General features: G+C 70.4%; 14 protein-coding genes. 5 read left to right on the top strand and 9 right to left on the bottom strand.

Annotated elements, in window-relative coordinates:
* Nucleotides 1–154: 154 nt before the first annotated feature.
* The 7 genes from ABZY89_RS23820 to ABZY89_RS23790 form a co-directional block, all read right to left on the bottom strand.
* Complete coding sequence (locus ABZY89_RS23820; protein ID WP_355231193.1) at nt 155–1342, bottom strand: ABC transporter permease; 1188 nt, start codon at nt 1340–1342, stop codon at nt 155–157.
* Complete coding sequence (locus ABZY89_RS23815) at nt 1339–2220, bottom strand: ATP-binding cassette domain-containing protein (RefSeq protein WP_355231191.1); 882 nt, start codon at nt 2218–2220, stop codon at nt 1339–1341. Before ABZY89_RS23815 ends, ABZY89_RS23820 begins: the two co-directional genes overlap by 4 nt.
* Before the next feature lie 86 nt (nt 2221–2306).
* Nucleotides 2307–2978, bottom strand: a complete 672-nt coding sequence (locus ABZY89_RS23810; protein WP_355231189.1) for a response regulator transcription factor — start codon at nt 2976–2978, stop codon at nt 2307–2309.
* Nucleotides 2975–4342, bottom strand: a complete 1368-nt coding sequence (locus ABZY89_RS23805) for a histidine kinase (RefSeq protein ID WP_355231187.1) — start codon at nt 4340–4342, stop codon at nt 2975–2977. Before ABZY89_RS23805 ends, ABZY89_RS23810 begins: the two co-directional genes overlap by 4 nt.
* A gap of 58 nt (nt 4343–4400) precedes the next feature.
* Nucleotides 4401–5699: a DEAD/DEAH box helicase gene (locus ABZY89_RS23800; protein ID WP_355231185.1), complete on the bottom strand. Its 1299-nt coding sequence runs from the start codon at nt 5697–5699 to the stop codon at nt 4401–4403.
* 157 nt (nt 5700–5856) lie between these two features.
* Nucleotides 5857–7011, bottom strand: a complete 1155-nt coding sequence (locus ABZY89_RS23795; RefSeq protein WP_355231184.1) for a zinc-binding dehydrogenase — start codon at nt 7009–7011, stop codon at nt 5857–5859.
* A gap of 27 nt (nt 7012–7038) precedes the next feature.
* Entirely contained in the window at nt 7039–8034 is a 996-nt protein-coding gene (locus tag ABZY89_RS23790) for a hypothetical protein (RefSeq protein ID WP_355231182.1), read from the bottom strand.
* A 240-nt stretch (nt 8035–8274) separates the two neighbouring features.
* Between ABZY89_RS23790 and thrS the strand changes: the two genes are divergently transcribed.
* From thrS to ABZY89_RS23765, 5 genes are all read left to right on the top strand, one after another.
* Nucleotides 8275–10263: a threonine--tRNA ligase gene (gene thrS, locus ABZY89_RS23785; RefSeq protein WP_355231180.1), complete on the top strand. Its 1989-nt coding sequence runs from the start codon at nt 8275–8277 to the stop codon at nt 10261–10263.
* A 193-nt stretch (nt 10264–10456) separates the two neighbouring features.
* Nucleotides 10457–11452, top strand: coding sequence for a diiron oxygenase (locus ABZY89_RS23780; protein ID WP_355020188.1), 996 nt, complete (start codon nt 10457–10459; stop codon nt 11450–11452).
* A gap of 37 nt (nt 11453–11489) precedes the next feature.
* Nucleotides 11490–13172, top strand: a complete 1683-nt coding sequence (locus tag ABZY89_RS23775; RefSeq protein ID WP_355231178.1) for an FAD-dependent oxidoreductase — start codon at nt 11490–11492, stop codon at nt 13170–13172.
* Between the two features lie 55 nt (nt 13173–13227).
* On the top strand, nt 13228–13935 hold the full coding sequence (locus tag ABZY89_RS23770; RefSeq protein WP_355231176.1) for a TetR/AcrR family transcriptional regulator: 708 nt from the start codon (nt 13228–13230) through the stop codon (nt 13933–13935).
* Between the two features lie 57 nt (nt 13936–13992).
* Nucleotides 13993–15045, top strand: a complete 1053-nt coding sequence (locus tag ABZY89_RS23765) for a M36 family metallopeptidase (protein WP_355231174.1) — start codon at nt 13993–13995, stop codon at nt 15043–15045.
* Nucleotides 15046–15061: 16 nt separating this feature from the next.
* Here the strand turns inward: ABZY89_RS23765 and ABZY89_RS23760 are convergent, their stop codons facing one another.
* Together ABZY89_RS23760 and ABZY89_RS23755 are read right to left on the bottom strand one after the other, a co-directional pair.
* Complete coding sequence (locus ABZY89_RS23760; protein WP_355231172.1) at nt 15062–15724, bottom strand: response regulator transcription factor; 663 nt, start codon at nt 15722–15724, stop codon at nt 15062–15064.
* Nucleotides 15703–16977: a sensor domain-containing protein gene (locus ABZY89_RS23755; protein WP_355231170.1), complete on the bottom strand. Its 1275-nt coding sequence runs from the start codon at nt 16975–16977 to the stop codon at nt 15703–15705. The genes ABZY89_RS23760 and ABZY89_RS23755 overlap by 22 nt, the downstream gene beginning before the upstream one ends.
* Nucleotides 16978–16980 lie beyond the last annotated feature (3 nt).

Below are 16980 nucleotides of genomic sequence, written 5' to 3'. Positions count from 1 at the left end.
AACGCCAGATGTTTCCCAGGCCCACCGCGGAGCCGATCGCCGCGAAGATGAAGACCTGTCGCGATGAGAACGCTCCGCGTTTCGCCGCGGCTGCTCCGCGGTGCCATCTCGGCCGACGCACGTGACGCCTCGGCCGACGGGGGTGACGCCTCGGCTACTCCTCGAGCCGCCAGGCCGCCTTGAGGGAGAGCTGGCCGCCGGTCTGGAGCAGGGCGCGGCTGTAGAGGCGCTCGGCGAGGCGTACCAGGGCTACGCCGAAGGCGAGGAGCAGGACCACGGCGATGATCGGCTCCCACCAGGCCGCGGTGCCCTCGACCAGGCGCATCGGCATCAGGACGGCGGAGAGCGGTGGGACGTACGAACCGATCTGCTCGCCGACGCCGTCGAGGTAGAGGGCGCCGAAGAACATCACCATGAGCAGCATCGTGATCGGGGTGGAGGAGGACTGCAGGTCCTCGGTGCGGGAGGCGAGCGCGCCCGCGACCGCCCACAGGGTCGAGAGCACCACGAAGCCGATCAGGAAGAAGACCACGAACCAGCCGATGGCGCCGGACAGGGCCGGTAGGGCGAAGCTGAAGTCGGTCAGGCTCAGGCCGACGAGCCCGACGGCCACATAGACGAGCATCTGCCCGACGGCGATGACGGCGTTGCCGATGATCTTGCCGGCGAGGAGCTGCCGCAGCGGTACGGCGGCGGCGATCATCTCCACGATCCGCGACTGCTTCTCCTCCACGACGCTGTTGGCCAGCGTCATCCCGAACATGATCGAGGCGAAGTAGAAGACGATCGCGAGCGCGTACCCGACCACCCAGCGGATCGCGGACAGCTCGCTGTCGCCCTCGAGCTGATCGACTCCGACCGCCGAGCCTTCGGTCAGCTCGGCCGCGGTCGTGCCGGCCGCGTCGGCGTTGCCGGCCAGGACGATCGCCTCGACCGACTGGCTGACCACGTCGCGCAGCTCCGAGTCGGCGTCCTCGAGCGTGACCAGGGTCCAGCCGTCGGTGTCCGGGCGCAGATAGGCATCGGCCTGTTCCTCGTCGAGCGCGTGCCGGGCGGCGTCCGCGTCGTCGACGGCGACCGGCACGATGCGTACCTTCTCGTCGATGTCGGAGGCACGCTCGGCGATGCCCTCGACCATCGCCTGCGAGGCCGTGGAGGAGTAGGCGAGGTCGTAGGTCTTCTCGCGGCTCTCGCTCCACGCGGTGAAGCCGAGCACGCCCACGATCACCGCGAGCATCACCGCGGTGCCGATCAGGGTCGACTTGTCGGTGGCGCGGACCGCGATCTCGCGGCGGGCGACGATCTGCCACACGGGCTGTTTTCTGGTCTTCACCGTGGTCATGCGGTGACCTCCCGGTAGATCTCGGACAGACGGGGTACGACGCGGTGGAAGTCGAGCACGTTCCCACGGCTGGTGGCCTCGGTGAGCAGCTTCTGCTCGGCACCGGCGGAGACGACCTCGATCTCGGCCTCGGGGCCGGAGACGTCGCGGACGTGGAGCCCCGGCAGGTCGCGTACCCAGCCGGCGTCACCGTCGAGCACGACCCGGTAGCGGAGCGCGGCGTCGGCGCGCAGCTCCTCACCCGTCCCCTGGGTGACCACCCGGCCGCGGGCCATCACCACCAGCCGGTCGCACAGCCGGTCGACGAGGTCGAGCTGGTGGGAGGAGAAGACGACGGGTACGCCGTCGCGAGCATGCTCGCGCAGCAGGTCCGCCATCGCGTCGATGGCGTCGGGATCGAGCCCGGAGAAGGGCTCGTCGAGGATCAGCGCCATCGGCGCGGGGACGAGCGCGGCGATGATCTGGACCCGCTGCTGGTTGCCCAGCGACAGCTTCTCCAGCGGATCCTTGGTGCGACCACCCAGCCCGAACCGCTCCAGCAGCACGGTGATCTCCCGGCGCGCGTCGGCGGTGGACATGCCGCGCAGTCGCGCCAGGTAGACCAGCTGGTCCAGGATCGGCTGCTTCGGGTAGAGGCCGCGCTCCTCGGGCATGTAGCCGAACCGGCGCCGGTCCTCGCGGGTGACCTCGTGCCCCTGCCAGGACACCGTTCCGGCGTGCGCGGCCAGCACTCCCATGATCATCCGCATGGTGGTGGTCTTCCCGGCACCGTTGCCGCCCACGAACCCGGTGAGCCCACCGGACGGGACCGGGAAGGACACGTCGTCGACGGCGACCGTCTCGCCGAAGCGGCGGGTCAGCCCGCTGACCTCGAGCATCGAATCTCCTCTGCGTTGGAAACGAACGGGACCCACGCTATTTCAGCGCCGCGCCGGGCGGATCCGTCGCGAGGATGAGCTCGCCCTCACCCGTTGGGCGGGCCGGCCGGGAGCAGGCCGTGACGGTGGATGAAGACCACGGTCTGTACCCGGTCGCGCAGCTGCAGCTTGGCCAGGCAGGCCGATACGTGGGTCTTCACGGTCGCCTCGGTGAGGAACAGTCGGCGGGCGATCTCGTTGTTGCTCAGCCCCTCGCCGATGAGGAGCAGCACCTCGCGCTCCCGAGCGGTCAGCAGCTCGAGCTCTCTGGGTGGCTTCGGCTGCGGCACCGACGGGGCGTTGTCGCTGGTCACCCGGCCGATCACGCGCATCGTGACTTCAGGGGCGAGCAGCGCATGCCCGTCGGCGGCGGCCCGCACCGCCTCGGCCAGGGAGTCGGGGTCGGCGTTCTTGAGCAGGAACCCGCTCGCGCCCGCGGCGAGCGCGTCGAAGAGGTAGTCGTCGCGGTCGAAGGTGGTCAGGATGATCACCTTGGCGTGCCCCTCGGCGACCACCGTGCGCGTCGCCTCGATGCCGTCGGTGCCGGGCATCTGTACGTCCATCAGCACCACGTCGGGCCGCAGCTCGCGCGCCTTCGCGATCGCGTCGGCGCCGTCGGAGGCTTCACCGACCACCGAGATGTCGTCCTCCATCGAGAGGATGAGACGGAACCCCGAGCGCACCAGTTGCTGGTCGTCGGCCAGCAGTACCTGGATCATCGTGCCGCTCCCGCCGACGCGACGGGGGAGTCGAGCGGGAACCGCACCCGCACCCGGAACCCCTGCACGGCCCTGGGACCGATGTCGACCTCCGCCTTCCGGACGGCTGCGCGTTCGCGTACGCCCAGCAGACCCAGGCCGCTGCCGGAGGTGCCGTGCCGGGGCCGGCCGTTGTCGGTGATCTCGACCTCCGCGTACGGCGCGGCCGCCGCCCGGTCGACGCGGAGGACGACCTGGGCGCGGTCGGCGGTGGAGTGGCGGCGTACGTTGGCCAGCGCCTCCTGGACGATCCGGTAGACCGAGTGCGCCAGCGGCAGCGAGAGCTCCTCGACCGGCCCGACGGCCTCGTAGTCGACCCGCAGCCCGCTCTCGCGCACCTCGTCCAGGAGCGTGGGCAGGTCCTCGAGCCGCGGCTCCGGGCGGCGTACGCCTTCAGCTTCCGTCTCCGCGTCGCCGGCCGGGTCGCGCAGGGTGCCGAGCAGGGAGCGCATCTGGGTGACGCCCTCGCGCGCGGAGGCCTCGACGTTGCCGAGCGCCTCGGCGGCGCCCTCGATGTCATCGGGACGGCCGCGCTCGAGCAGCTTGCGGCCGGCGGCAGCCTGGACCCCCACGACCGCGACGTGGTGCGCGACGACGTCGTGCAGTTCGCGGGCGATGCGTAGGCGCTCGTCGATCACGGCGCGGCGCTGGAGCTGCCCGGACTGGGCGGCGATGGTCGCGGCCTGCTCGGCGAGCTCGGCCTTCTGTCGCGCACCGCGCCAGGCGACCTGGCCACCGACGATCGCACCAGCGAAGTAGAGCAGGTTCATCAAGGTGGTGAGCAGCACGTAGGCGGTCACCGGGCCGATGAGCGAGGAGCCCTCCGCGTCGGCGGTCGCCTCGCGGATCTCGTCGATGCCGCTGCCCACCGCGAACTGCCAGGAGAGCCAGGCGAACATGAACAGGGTGATCAGCCCCATCACGACCACCATGTCCCGTCGGCGCCGTGCCCAGGCGGCCCCGGCGAAGAAGGCGACGAAGTAGATGATCTGCATGGGCAGCAGGCCCATCACGGTCGGGAGCCACACGCCGGTGACGAACATGTGCAGCGCGGCCAGGAGCGCGATCGTGAGCGGGAAGCGCCGCCTGAAGACGAGCAGCGCGGCGCCGATCACCACCGCCGTCCACTCGACCCAGGTCGGCGCGTCGCTCGAATCCAGCGTCCCGACTCCCCGGATCAGCTCCAGGGTGACCAGGCTCGCGACCAGCACGACCGCCCCGACCAGCCAGTCGCCGAGCGTGATCGAGCCTTCCCGCTCCCAGTCGTCGTCGGTCGCGAAGAAGGTCGCCAGCCGGCCGGAGGAGCCGTCGTCGTGCACAGTCACCCGGCCAACCCTAGTTCCAGGGTCGGGCGCCGTCCTCAGTCTTGAGTCGGAGGCGGGGTCAGCGGCTGCCGGTGGCGCGCTGACGCTTGCGGGCGCGCGAGCCGGGGCGGCTCTTCCGGTTGCCGGTGCCCTCGCCGGCGGGGCGGCGCGGGGGCTGGGCGACGACGGGCACGAACGGGCCGGGACGGCTCCGCTCGCCGGGCGCCAGCTCGATCAGGATGGGGTGCGTGGGGCTGTCGAGGCGGGTGGTGGTCGGCTTGATCCCGGCGGCCCGGGTCAGGGTGCGCACATCCTTGACCTGGTCGGGCAGCATCAGGGTGACCACGGTGCCGGAGGCACCGGCGCGGGCCGTACGGCCGGAGCGGTGCAGGTAGGCCTTGTGCTCGGCGGGCGGGTCGGCGTGGACGACGAGGGTGACGTCGTCCACGTGGATGCCGCGGGCGGCGATGTCGGTGGCCACCAGGGTGGTCGCCCGGCCGGAGTGGAAGGCCTCCAGGTTGCGCACCCGGGCGTTCTGGGAGAGGTCGCCGTGGAGCTCGACGGCCGGGATGCCGGCGCGGCCGAGCTGGCGGGCGACGCCCTTGGCGCCGTGCTTGGTGCGGGTGAAGACGACGGTGCGGCCCGGAGCGGCGGCGAGGTCGGCGAGCACGGGGATGCGGTGCTCGCGGGCGGAGAGGTGGAGCACGTGGTGCTCCATCTCGGCCACCGGCGACTGCGCGGAGTCGGCCTCGTGGACGACCGGCTGCTGGAGGAACTGCTTGACCAGCACGTTGACGCCCTTGTCGAGCGTTGCGCTGAAGAGGAGGCGCTGGCTGCCCTTCGGCGTCGTCGCCAGGAGGCGGCGCACGGCGGGCAGGAAGCCGAGGTCGGCCATGTGGTCGGCCTCGTCCAGGACGGTGACCTCGATCGAGGACAGGTCGGCGTGACGCTGCGCGATCAGGTCCTCGAGCCGGCCGGGGCAGGCGAGGACGACGTCGGCACCCTTGCGCAGGCCGATGACCTGCGGGTTCTGCCCGACACCACCGAAGACGGTCTGCACGCTCAGGCCGGCCTCCGCGGCGAGCGGCCGCAGCGACTCCTCGATCTGGCGGACCAGCTCACGCGTCGGGGCGAGCACGAGCGCCCGCGGCTTGCCGGACTTCGCCCTGGCGCCACCCGCGAGGCGGGCGACGAGCGGAAGCAGGAAGGCGTACGTCTTGCCCGACCCGGTCCGCCCACGGCCGAGCACGTCGCGCCCAGCGAGGGAGTCCGGCAGGGTCGCGGCCTGGATCGGGGTGGGGGAGGTGATGCCGTGGTGATCGAGGACGGCGGTGAGGTCTGCGGGCACGCCGAGCGCGCTGAAGCTCTGCTGAGACAAGGAGTCAACTTTTCAAGCGAGGTGTCTCGCCATAATGAGTTACCGAGTCCAAAGTTCGGCGAGAGCGGCCGGGGGCAAGACCGGAACGGGCCGCTGGTGGATCAGATACTACTGGTAGGTGATCCGTCCACCAGAATCGACGGTGCCGTGTCTCGCGTCACGCCCACGGATCGACGAGGATCTTCGCGTGCGTCTCCGGGTCGGCCAGATCCGAGAAGGCCTGGGCGACCCCGTCGAGTCCGACGGTGCCGGTGTGCAGTGGCGAGGGGTCGACCTTCCCGCCGGCGATCAGCTCCAGCGTGCGCGCGAACTCGGCAGGGTCGTAGCCGAACACGAACCGCAGGTCGATCTCCTTGTGGATCGCGATCGCCGGCCGGATCGTGTCCGGCTCCATGCACACCCCGACCACCACGACGCGCGTGTGCAGCGGCGCCGCGGTCATGATCTGCTCGAGCATCCCCGGCACCCCGACGCACTCGAAGACGACCGGACCTGCCGGCGACTGCCCGAGGCGGTCGGCGTTGAGCAGCACGGTCTCCCAGGGGAGCAGCGGGATGCGGCGTACGACCTGCATCGCGTCGATCCCGAAGCCCAGATAGTCGGTCAGCGACGTCACCGGACCGCGCTGCTTGTAGGCGTCCCACGGCGAGGACTCGCGGGGGTCGACGACCACGTCAGCACCGCACTTCACCGCGAGCGCGCGCCGGGCGGGGGAGAGGTCGGAGGCGACCACCGTCTTCACCCCCTGTGCCTTGAGCATGAGGATGACGGCCAGCCCGATCGGGCCGCAGCCGATGACCACGGCCGGGCGCCGTGCGGAGACCGCTCCGCGGCGTACGGCGTGGAAGGCGACCGCCAGCGGCTCGGTGAACGCAGCCTGGTCGGGTGAGACGCCGTCGGGCACCGGGAACGTGAAAGCCTCCTGGACGACGCAGTACTCCGCGAAACCGCCGGGGGAGTCGACGTCGAAGCCGACCATGTGGACCGCCCCGTCCGTACGCAGCACCGGCAGCGCGGTCACCGAGGTGCCCGGCTCCCAGCGACCGCGGGTCTCCGGGCCGTAGGCGACGACCGAGCCCAGGATCTCGTGGCCCAGGACGATCTCCTGCTCGGGCTTCATCGCGGTGGTGTAGCCGAGCTCGGTGACCACCTCGTTGAGCTCGTCGGCGTGCTCTCGGACGTGCAGGTCGGAGCCGCAGATCCCGGCGCGCAGCACCTTGATCAGCAGCTGTCCCGGCCCGGGCTCGGGACGCGGGACGGACCGCACGGAGAGCTCGCCCTTGTGGACCACGGTTGCGCGCATCTGGTTCATCGACGCCGACGCTACCGCACCGCGTCCTCACCCAGTCGGCAGTGATCCGGACGCGATCCGGTGCATGTGGGCGGTGAAGGAGTGCTGGTGGTCGACGCGCGGCAGCCGCAGCGCGGCGCCGGTGACCAGGTGCAGGGTGACGTCGATGCGAGGGTTGGCCTTACGCTCGTCGACGACACCGGTATCGATGCTGGTCACGTCCTCCCAGAGGATGACGTCGGTGTGCCGGGCGTACTCCAGGACCAGGCCGCCCTCATAGAGCCCGAGGTCCACCGCGACCGGACGCCGCAGCCCGAGCCAGGTCAGCCGGAACCCGAGGATCAGCCCGCTGAGCGCAACCAGCCCCCCGGCCAGCACGAGCACCATCGGCAAGTGTGGCCGAGTGGCGACCCAGGCGCCGAGCGCGATGAGCGCCGGGCCGAGGACCAGCCCGACCGGCGCCAGCCAGGCCCGTCCGTGCGCGGGGTGGGTGCTCAGCCGGATGTCGAGGTCCTCGCTGAGCGTCTCCTCGCCCGGCGTACGCAGCCACGCCCGCCGCGTCGGCAGCACCACCAGCCCGAGCAAGGTGAGCGCGATCCCGCCCCAGAGCACCGGATCGCGGCCCATCCCGACGATGCGGGCCGGCCACGGGTTGATCGCATGCTCTCCGTAGGCATCGGAGTCGACCACCCACATCCGGAAGGTCGCCTTCGACGGGTCGGGGTCGCGGCCGATGTCGCGCAGGGTGCCGTGGATGCTTCCGGTGACCCGCTCGCCGTCGACGTGCCACTGGCCCCGGCAGGAGGTGATCTCGCCGGTGCCGCTGTCGAACTCGCAGCGCTCCACCACGCTCACCTCCGCCCACTGCCCGCTGTTCCAGCGGTCGGCCGCCTGCTGTGCCACGACTGTGGCCGGGAACAGCATCGCCAGCGCGCCGAGGCCCAGGGTGATCATGACGGTCGCCGTCGACGTACGCCGCTGTAGCCGGCGGACCCGGCGAGACGGGTCGATGAGACGGGACTTGGGGCCGGTGGTGGGGAGCACGAGACCTTTCAGATCAAAGAGCGGGACGGAGATCGATCGAGGCGGAAGTGTAGCCGCATGCCCCCTATGGGATCCGGCGACCGAGTCGAAGCCTCGGCGCGGACCGGGCCGCTGAGGGCTATCTCGCGACCGTATCTGACACGGGTTCACCCATTCGCAGTACGCCGCCGGCGGCGGATACGATCGGAACGCCGCGCGAGCATCGCGGTCCACACATCACTGGAACCCACAGGAGCATCCGTGTCCGAGATCAAGATCGCCGTACTCACCCCCGACGGGCGCGAGGAACGGGCGGTCACTACGGGCACGAAGGCGTGGGAGCTCTTCGCGGACAACCCCGACGTGATCGCGGCCAGGGTCGGCGAGGACCTGAAGGACCTCTCCTACGAGCTGGTCGACGGCGACGCCGTCGAGGGCGTCCTGATCGACTCCAAGGACGGCCACGACATCCTGCGTCACTCGACCGCGCACGTGATGGCGCAGGCGGTGCAGGAGCTCTTCCCGGAGGCCAAGCTCGGCATCGGGCCGCCGATCACCGACGGGTTCTACTACGACTTCGACGTCGAGACCCCGTTCCACCCGGAGGACCTGGTCAAGATCGAGTCCCGGATGAAGAAGATCATCAAGGCCAACCAGAAGTTCTCCCGCCGGGTCACCACCGACGACGACGCCCGCGTCGAGCTGGCCGAGGAGCCCTACAAGCTCGAGCTGATCGGCCTCAAGGGCTCGGCTGCCGACGCTGCCGAAGGTGCCAGCGCCGAGGTCGGCGGCGGCGAGCTGACCATCTACGACAACCTCGACCGCAACGGCGAGATCGCGTGGAAGGACCTGTGCCGCGGGCCGCACCTGCCGACCACCAAGCGGATCCCGGCCTTCAAGCTGATGCGCAGCGCCGCGGCGTACTGGCGTGGCGACGAGAAGAACAAGCAGCTCCAGCGCATCTACGGCACCGCCTGGGAGTCCAAGGAGGCGCTCGACGCCCACCTGGTCCGGATCGAGGAGGCCGAGCGCCGCGACCACCGCAAGCTCGGCCGCGAGCTCGACCTCTTCTCCTTCCCGGACGAGATCGGCTCCGGCCTTCCGGTCTTCCACCCCAAGGGCGGGATCATCAAGCGGGAGATGGAGGACTACGTACGCGCCAAGCACATCGAGCACGGCTTCGAGTACGTCGGCACCCCGCACATCGCGCGGGAGCAGCTCTTCCACACCTCGGGTCACCTGCCCTACTACGGCGACGGCATGTTCCCGGCGCTGGACGTGGACGGGCAGGACTACCGCCTCAAGGCGATGAACTGCCCGATGCACAACCTGATCTTCCGTTCGCGCGGGCGCTCCTACCGCGAGCTGCCGCTGCGGCTGTTCGAGTTCGGGTCGGTCTACCGCAACGAGAAGTCGGGCGTCATCCACGGGCTCACCCGCGTGCGTGGCTTCGCCCAGGACGACTCCCACTCCTACTGCACCAAGGAGCAGGCGCCGGCCGAGGTCAAGCACCTGCTCGACTTCATGCTGACCGTGCTCAAGGACTTCGGTCTCGACGACTTCTACCTGGAGATGTCGACCCGCGACGACTCCAACAAGGACAAGTTCGTCGGCAGCGACGAGGACTGGGCCGAGGCGACGAAGATCCTCGAGGACGTCGCGAGCGAGACCGGTCTCGACCTCGTGCCCGACCCGGGCGGCGCGGCATTCTACGGACCGAAGATCTCCGTCCAGGCCAAGGACGCCATCGGCCGGACCTGGCAGATGGGCACGGTGCAGTACGACTTCAACCAGCCCGCCGCGGACCGGTTCAACCTGGAGTACCAGGCCGCCGACGGCACCCGCCAGCAGCCGGTGATGATCCACTCGGCCAAGTTCGGCTCGATCGAGCGGTTCCTGGGTGTGCTGGTCGAGCACTACGCCGGCGCCATGCCGCCGTGGCTCGCCCCGGTCCAGGTCGTCGGGATCCCGGTCGCCGACGCGTTCGACGACTACCTCTACGAGGTCGCCGCCAAGCTGAAGGCCAAGGGCATCCGGGTCGAGGTCGACGAGTCCGACGACCGCTTCCAGAAGAAGATCCGCAACGCCCAGCTCCAGAAGATCCCGTTCATGCTGATCGCCGGTGGCGAGGACGTCGAGAAGGGTGCGGTCAGCTTCCGCTACCGCGACGGTCACCAGGAGAACGGCATCCCGGTCGACGAGGCCATCGAGCGGATCGTTGCTGCTGTGGAGTCGCACGAGCAGGTCTGATCCGAAACCTCTCGAGGGCGGTGCGTGAACGTCACGCACCGCCCTCGCGGCATTTCGTGGCGTCCCTGAGCGGCGGAAAGATAAACGTGACACGAAGTCGCGCGTACTCTTGTTATCGGGACGCGTGTCCGGGTAACGTGAGTCACGTCGTTAGCAGCTCAACGTAGAACTCAACGGTGAAGGAGCGATCGTCATGACCGCCGTTCAGGATGAGAAGTCCACTGGATACGTCCGCCAGGGCAAGCAGGCCTACCTCGACACGCTTCGTACGCTGTCCGAGGCCTCGGTGGAGGTGCACTTCGACCCGTTCAAGGACATCGACTGGGACTCCGACGAGCTCGCGGTGCTGCCCGACGATGAGCGCTGGATCCTCAACGACGCCGACGAGATCGGCGCCCACCCCTGGTACAAGGCGCTGTCCAAGGAGCGCCAGATCGAGATCGGGATGTACCGCTGGGCCCAGGTCGCCAAGGTCGGCCTGCAGTTCGAGCAGCTGCTCATCGGCGGTGTCATGAACCACCTGGTCTGGTCGAAGAACAACAACCCGGAGTTCCGCTACGCGACTCACGAGGTGACCGAGGAGACCCACCACACCCAGATGTTCCAGGAGTTCGTCAACCGGGTGAACCCGGACGTGGCGGGCGCGCCGACGTACTTCAAGGTCCTGGTGCCCTTCATGGCCTCGGCGGGCGCGTTCTTCCCGGAGGCGTTCTTCACCGGCATCCTCGCAGGTGAGGAGCCGATCGACCACCTGCAGAAGGGTGCGATGCGATCCGGTGGCAGCCACCCCGCGGCCAACCGGATCATGCAGATCCACATCGCCGAGGAGGCCCGTCACATCGGCTTCGCCCACCAGTACCTCGAGCAGCACGTGCCCGAGCTCGGCCGCGTGAAGAAGACCCTGCTGGCCTACATCTTCCCGATCATCATGCGCCTGCTCTGCGACGTGATCATGGTGCCGAGCAAGCAGGCCCGCCACGACATGGGCATCCCGGACGAGGTCGCCCGCGAGATCTGGTGGAAGTCGGAGGAGTCCGAGAAGCTGCTGCGTGACCTCTTCGGTGACGTACGCCTCCTGGCCGACAACCTCGGCATCCGCAAGGGCCCGGCCAAGCTGCTGTGGAGGATGACCGGCATCGACGGTCGCGCCTCGCGCTTCCGCGCCGAGCCGCGCGCGGCGTCCTACTGATCCATCTGAGCCCGACGCCCTAGAACGGTAGCCACAAGTGCCTCACGTCGTCACCCAGTCGTGCTGTGCGGACGCCTCGTGCGTGGTCGCCTGCCCGGTCAACTGCATCCACCCCGCCCCGGGCGAGCCCGGCTTCGGGGAGGCCGAGATGCTCTACGTCGACGCCAAGAGCTGCGTCGACTGCGGAGCCTGCGTCACGGCCTGCCCGGCCGACGCGATCGTCCCGCACACGACCCTGACCGCAGCGCAGACGCCGTTCCTGGCGATCAACGCGGAGTACTTCGAGGTCTTCCCGCACAAGGACCGCACCCCGCTCGCTCTGGTCCACCCCCAGCGCCGGCTGACCCGCACCGGACCGTTCCGGGTCGCGGTGGTCGGCGCCGGGCCGGCGGGGATGTACGCCGCCGACGAGCTGCTCAAGCACCCCGAGATCACCGTCGACGTCTTCGACCGGCTGCCGACGCCGTACGGCCTGGTCCGGGCCGGCGTCGCGCCCGACCACCAGAACACCAAGCAGGTCGAGAAGCTCTTCGCGCAGATCGAGTCGCAGCCCGGGTTCCGCTACTTCCTGGGCGTCGAGGTCGGCAAGGACGTCTCCCACGCCGAGCTGACCGCCCGCTACCACGCCGTCGTCTACACCGTCGGCGCGGCGAGCGACCGCGCTCTCGGGATCGAGGGCGACGACCTGCCCGGATCGCTGAGCGCGACCGACTTCGTCGGCTGGTACAACGGCCACCCGGACAAGCAGGACCTGCCCGTCCACCTCGACCCGGAGTCCATCCCTTCGGGGCGGGTCGTCCTGGTCGGCAACGGCAACGTGGCGCTCGACTGCGCCCGGATCCTCGCCGAGGACCCGGAGCGGCTGGCGGGCACCGACATCGCCGAGGGACCGCTGGCGGTCCTGCGCCACAGCGCGGTGAAGGAGGTCGTCGTCCTCGGGCGCAGGGGGCCCGGGGAGGCGGCCTTCACCGTCCCCGAGCTGGTCGGGCTGATGGGGCACTCCGGTGTCAACGTCGTCGTCGACACCGGTGACCTCCCGCTCGAGGAGGCGCTGGCCGGCGGTGACACCACCAGCCGGCTGCTGCGCGAGCTCGCCGGCCGCGAGGTGCGTCCGGAGCTGCGTACGATCGTCCTTCGCTTCCTCAGCTCGCCGGTGCGCGTGCTGGGCGAGAGTCGGGTCACCGGGGTCGAGGTCGGCCGCAACCGCCTCCAGCGCGACGAGAACGGTGTCGTCCGGGCGGTTCCCACCGGCGAGACCGAGGTCCTCGAGACCGGGATGCTGCTGCGCGCGGTCGGCTACAAGGGCCTGCCCGTGGCCGACCTCCCCTATGACGCCGCGACCGGCACCGTCCCCAACGAGCGCGGCCGGGTGCTCCCGGGCGTCTACGTCGCGGGCTGGGTCAAGCGTGGTCCCAACGGCTTCATCGGCACCAACAAGTCCGACGCCGAGGAGACCGTCGAGCAGGTGCTCGACGACCTCGACACGGACCGCATCCCGGCTCCGGTCGGTGACGCCGGCGAGATCACCGCGGTCGTACGCAGCCGCCAGCCCGGCATGGTCGACCTGGCCGGCTGGCAGGCGATCGACCGTGAGGAGAAGCGACGCGGCGCCGAGTCCGGCCGTCCGCGGGTGAAGATCACTGATCTCGAGGAGATGCGGGGCATCGCCGCGAAGTCGCGGAAACCCCGATACTCTCTTGGGCGTCGCAAGGAGCGCTGAGACGCTCTCGACACCGGGTTGAATTCGGGGAGCACGGGAGCAGGGGGAGAAGCGGGTGGCCGGGGAGAAGCGCGACGGTCGGCAGGACCGGTGGAGCAAGCACAACGAGCAGCGCCGCCAGCAGATCATCGATGCCGCGATCGCGGTGATCGAGGCCGGTGAGCCCGGCGCCGACGTGCAGGTGCAGCAGATCGCGGTTCGCGCCGGACTGTCTCGCACGGTCATCTACCGCCACTTCGAGGACCGCGCCGACCTCGACCGGGCCGTACAGCAGGCGATCCTCGACGGCCTCTGGTCCGACCTGATGCCCGGGATCACCCTCGACGGCACCGTGCCGGAGATCATCGAGCGGATCATCGGCACCTACGTCCGCTGGGCCCGGGCCCATCCGGCGCTCCACCTCGCCGCCGACCACGACATCGACGGCGGCGACGACGGCCCCTTCCAGCAGGGGATGGAGCAGCTCGCCGGCCGGATCTCCGCGATCGTCGGCACCGCCGTCCTGGCTCTTGGGGGCAAGCCCACCGAGGAGGAGGCCGAGGCCCTCGACCCGCTGATCTACGGTCTGGTCGGCGCCGTCTTCGGTGCCGTACGCCGCTGGCTGACCCGCACCGGCGAGCGCCTGCCCGCGGAGACGCTGGAGCGGCTCACCGCCCAGTCCATCTGGTTCGTCATCGACGGCCACGCCCGCGGTTTCGGGATCGAGCTCGACCCCGACCTTCCTCTGGAAGAACTCCTGTCCAAGGACATCCTCGCGGTATAGCCTCCCGGTATCACCCGGCCGCTCGGCCGTTCATTCCAGGAGAAGACCATGCCCCACATGCGCAGACTCTCGATCGCCGTCACCGCCGGACTGGCGGCAACCGCCGGGTTCGCCGTCCCGCTGAGCCCGGTCACCGCGGCCCCGGGCAGCGGCTCCTCCGAGGGCACTGCTCGCGTGTTCATGGTCAACCCGGTCCAGTCCAGCAACGACCAGGACCTGACCGACCAGAAGGACGCCGCGAGCGCCGTCCCGGACAGCGCCTACGCCCTGGTGCCGCTCACCCACCTGGACGGCTCGGGCTACCTCCGCGGCGACTACGCCGTCGTCGAGTCGAGCACCGGCACGCCGGCGTACTCCACGACCAACAGCTACTCCTACGACCGCCACCAGGACCAGTTCGAGCAGGTCATGGGCTATTTCTGGGTCACCCGGGCGCAGACCTACCTGCACACCCTCGGCTTCGGTGAGACGCTCCCGGGCGTGCTGAACGAGCCGTTCTCGGTCAAGATCAACCAGTACGGCGGCGACAACTCCTACCAGACCGACAAGCCGTTCCGGATCCGGCTGGGCAAGGGCGGCGTCGATGACGCCGAGGACGCCGAGGTGATCGTCCACGAGTACGGGCACGCCGTCCACGCCGACCAGGTGCCCGGCTACGGCAGCAGCCTCGACGCCGGCGCGATCGGGGAGTCGTTCGGCGACTACCTCGCCGTGACCGTCGGGCTTGACGCCGCCTCGGAGTACGGCTGGCCGGTCGCCGCCGACCCCTCCTGCCCGATGGACTGGGACGCGACCTCCTACACCGACGCCCCGCACTGCATCCGCAGCTTCCACCTCGACCTGACCCTCGAGGACCGCCGCAACCAGGTCCACTACGACGGCCAGATCTGGAGCCAGGCGCTGTGGGAGATCCGCGAGGGCTACGAGGCCCTCGGTCTCTCCACCCGCGACTGGGACACCACCCTGATCTACTCCCAGTTCTCCTACGCCCCGGACACCAGCTTCCAGGCCGCGGCCGCGGAGACGTACGCCGCAGCGGCTGCTCGCGACGGCCAGGCGGCCGCCGACCTGGTCCGCGACCGGTTCGCCGCCCGGGGGATCACCTTCTGATCCGTTCGCTGCTCCGCTAGGCCTCGCGCAGGTAGGCGAGGACGGCGGAGACGCGTCGGTCGGTGGTGGGGTCGAGCCGGAGCTTGGCGAAAATGTTGCCGACGTGCTTGCGTACGGCGGCCTCGGAGACGAACAGCGCGGTGGCGATGCTGCCGTTGGTGCGGCCCTCGGCCATCAGGGCCAGGACCTCTCGCTCGCGTTTCGAGAGCACGTCGAGCGGACCGTCGGGCTGGTGCCGGTTGAGGAGGCCGCGTACGACCTGGGGGTCGACGACGGTCTCGCCGCCGGCGACCCGGTCCAGGCTGTCGAGGAAGTCCCGGACATGGCCGACCCGGTCCTTGAGGAGGTAGCCGATACCGCCGCCACCGGTGGTGTCGAGGAGCTCGGCGAGGTAGGCGTCGGCGACGTAGGCCGAGAGCACCAGGACGGCCAGGTCGCGGTGCCGCCGGCGGAGCTCGGCCGCGGCACGCAGCCCCTCGTCGGTGTGGGTCGGAGGCATCCGGATGTCGGTGATCACCACGTCGGGGCGGGTGTGGTCGGTGAAGGCGAGCAGGGCGTCCGCGTCGCCGACCGCGGCGATGACCTCGTGGCCGGCTCGCTCGAGGATGGCGAGGAGGCCCTCGCGCAGCAGCGCGGCGTCCTCGGCCAGGACGATCCTCAGGGGAGCACGGTCGGGCACGTCATCCTCACTTCCGTCGGTCCGCCCGGTGGGCTGGTGACCTCCAGGTGGCCGTCCAGGGCGGCCAATCGAGTGGCGAGGCCGGCGAGTCCGCCCCCGGGACGCACGGTCGCGCCGCCGGCCCCATCATCGCGTACGCAGACCTCCAGCCGGTCACCGGTGACCTGCCCTTGCACGCGGGCGGAGCGGGCACCGGCATGGCGGACCGCGTTGGTGAGCGCCTCGGCCACCACGAAGTACGCCGCGGCCTCGACCGGCGCCGGCAACCGGCCGTCCACACGCAGGTCGACCGAGACCGGCAGCCCGGCGGCGTCGGCGAGCTCCCGGACGGCAGCGGTGAGCCCGTGGTCGACCAGTACCCGCGGATGGATCCCGCGGACCGTGGCGCGGAGCTCGGCCAGCGCCGTCTCGGCCTGAGTGTGCGCCTGCCGGACGAGGTCGAGCCCGGCACCCTCGGGCACCTCCAGCTCGGCCAGGCCGAGGGTCATGGTCAGCGCGACCAGCCGCTGCTGCGCGCCGTCGTGGAGGTCGCGCTCGATCCGGCTGCGCTCGGTCTCGAAGGCATCGACGAGCTCGACACGGGACCGGCGCAGCTCGTCGACGGCCGCGGCCAGCCGGGTCTGGGCCGGTTCGAGCAGGAGCCGCGCCAGGCTGGCCTGGGCGGCGGCGAGGAGGGTGGCGGCGTACAGACCGGCGATCAGCAGCACCAGCCCCGGGGCCACGGCGATCCAGGCCTCGGTAGGCGTGGTGAGCTCCCAGGGACCGAACGCGACGGGAGCGTCGAGCCGGACCAGGACCGGGGCGAGCACGAGCACACCCGGGATGGTGATGATCAGGTTGAGCACGACGGCGTCGGCCACCCACAGCACCGTGGCGACCAGCACGGTGTAGCCGACCTCGGGCCCGGAGATCCGCAGCCGGCGCAGGGCCCGGAGCCGGTCGCTCCAGGCGATCGGCTCCGGCGGCCCGGCGGACCCGGGACGGGCGTCGGGGAGGATCAGCCGGAGGCGTACCCGCTCCACGTCGGCGACGAGCGCCGCCAGCAGCGGGATCCCGGCGAGAACCAGCAGCCCGACCAGGAGGACCAGGGTGAGCAGTCCGACGCCGATCAGCACGAACAGCAGGAAGGCGACGACGAGACCGATCAGGGCACCGGAGGCCAGGTAGACCAGGGCGCGCCAAGGCCAGCTGGAGGCGAGCAGCCGCCAGGGGGAGGAGCGCAGCGCGGCCCAGACGTCGGGTGGTGGTCTCATGAC

The sequence above is a fragment of the Nocardioides sp. NPDC006303 genome, from assembly GCF_040613175.1.
Lineage (GTDB): Bacteria > Actinomycetota > Actinomycetes > Propionibacteriales > Nocardioidaceae > Nocardioides.
This window is presented reverse-complemented; position numbering and strand designations above follow the sequence as displayed.

Excerpts from the sequence above, each read along its gene's own strand:
- ABZY89_RS23820 (WP_355231193.1), bottom strand. The coding sequence starts at position 1,342 with ATGACCACGGTGAAGACCAGAAAACAGCCCGTGTGGCAGATCGTCGCC.
- ABZY89_RS23815 (WP_355231191.1), bottom strand. The coding sequence starts at position 2,220 with ATGCTCGAGGTCAGCGGGCTGACCCGCCGCTTCGGCGAGACGGTCGCC.
- ABZY89_RS23810 (WP_355231189.1), bottom strand. The coding sequence starts at position 2,978 with ATGATCCAGGTACTGCTGGCCGACGACCAGCAACTGGTGCGCTCGGGG.
- ABZY89_RS23795 (WP_355231184.1), bottom strand. The coding sequence starts at position 7,011 with ATGAACCAGATGCGCGCAACCGTGGTCCACAAGGGCGAGCTCTCCGTG.
- ABZY89_RS23780 (WP_355020188.1), top strand. The coding sequence starts at position 10,457 with ATGACCGCCGTTCAGGATGAGAAGTCCACTGGATACGTCCGCCAGGGC.
- ABZY89_RS23765 (WP_355231174.1), top strand. The coding sequence starts at position 13,993 with ATGCGCAGACTCTCGATCGCCGTCACCGCCGGACTGGCGGCAACCGCC.
- ABZY89_RS23755 (WP_355231170.1), bottom strand. The coding sequence starts at position 16,977 with ATGAGACCACCACCCGACGTCTGGGCCGCGCTGCGCTCCTCCCCCTGG.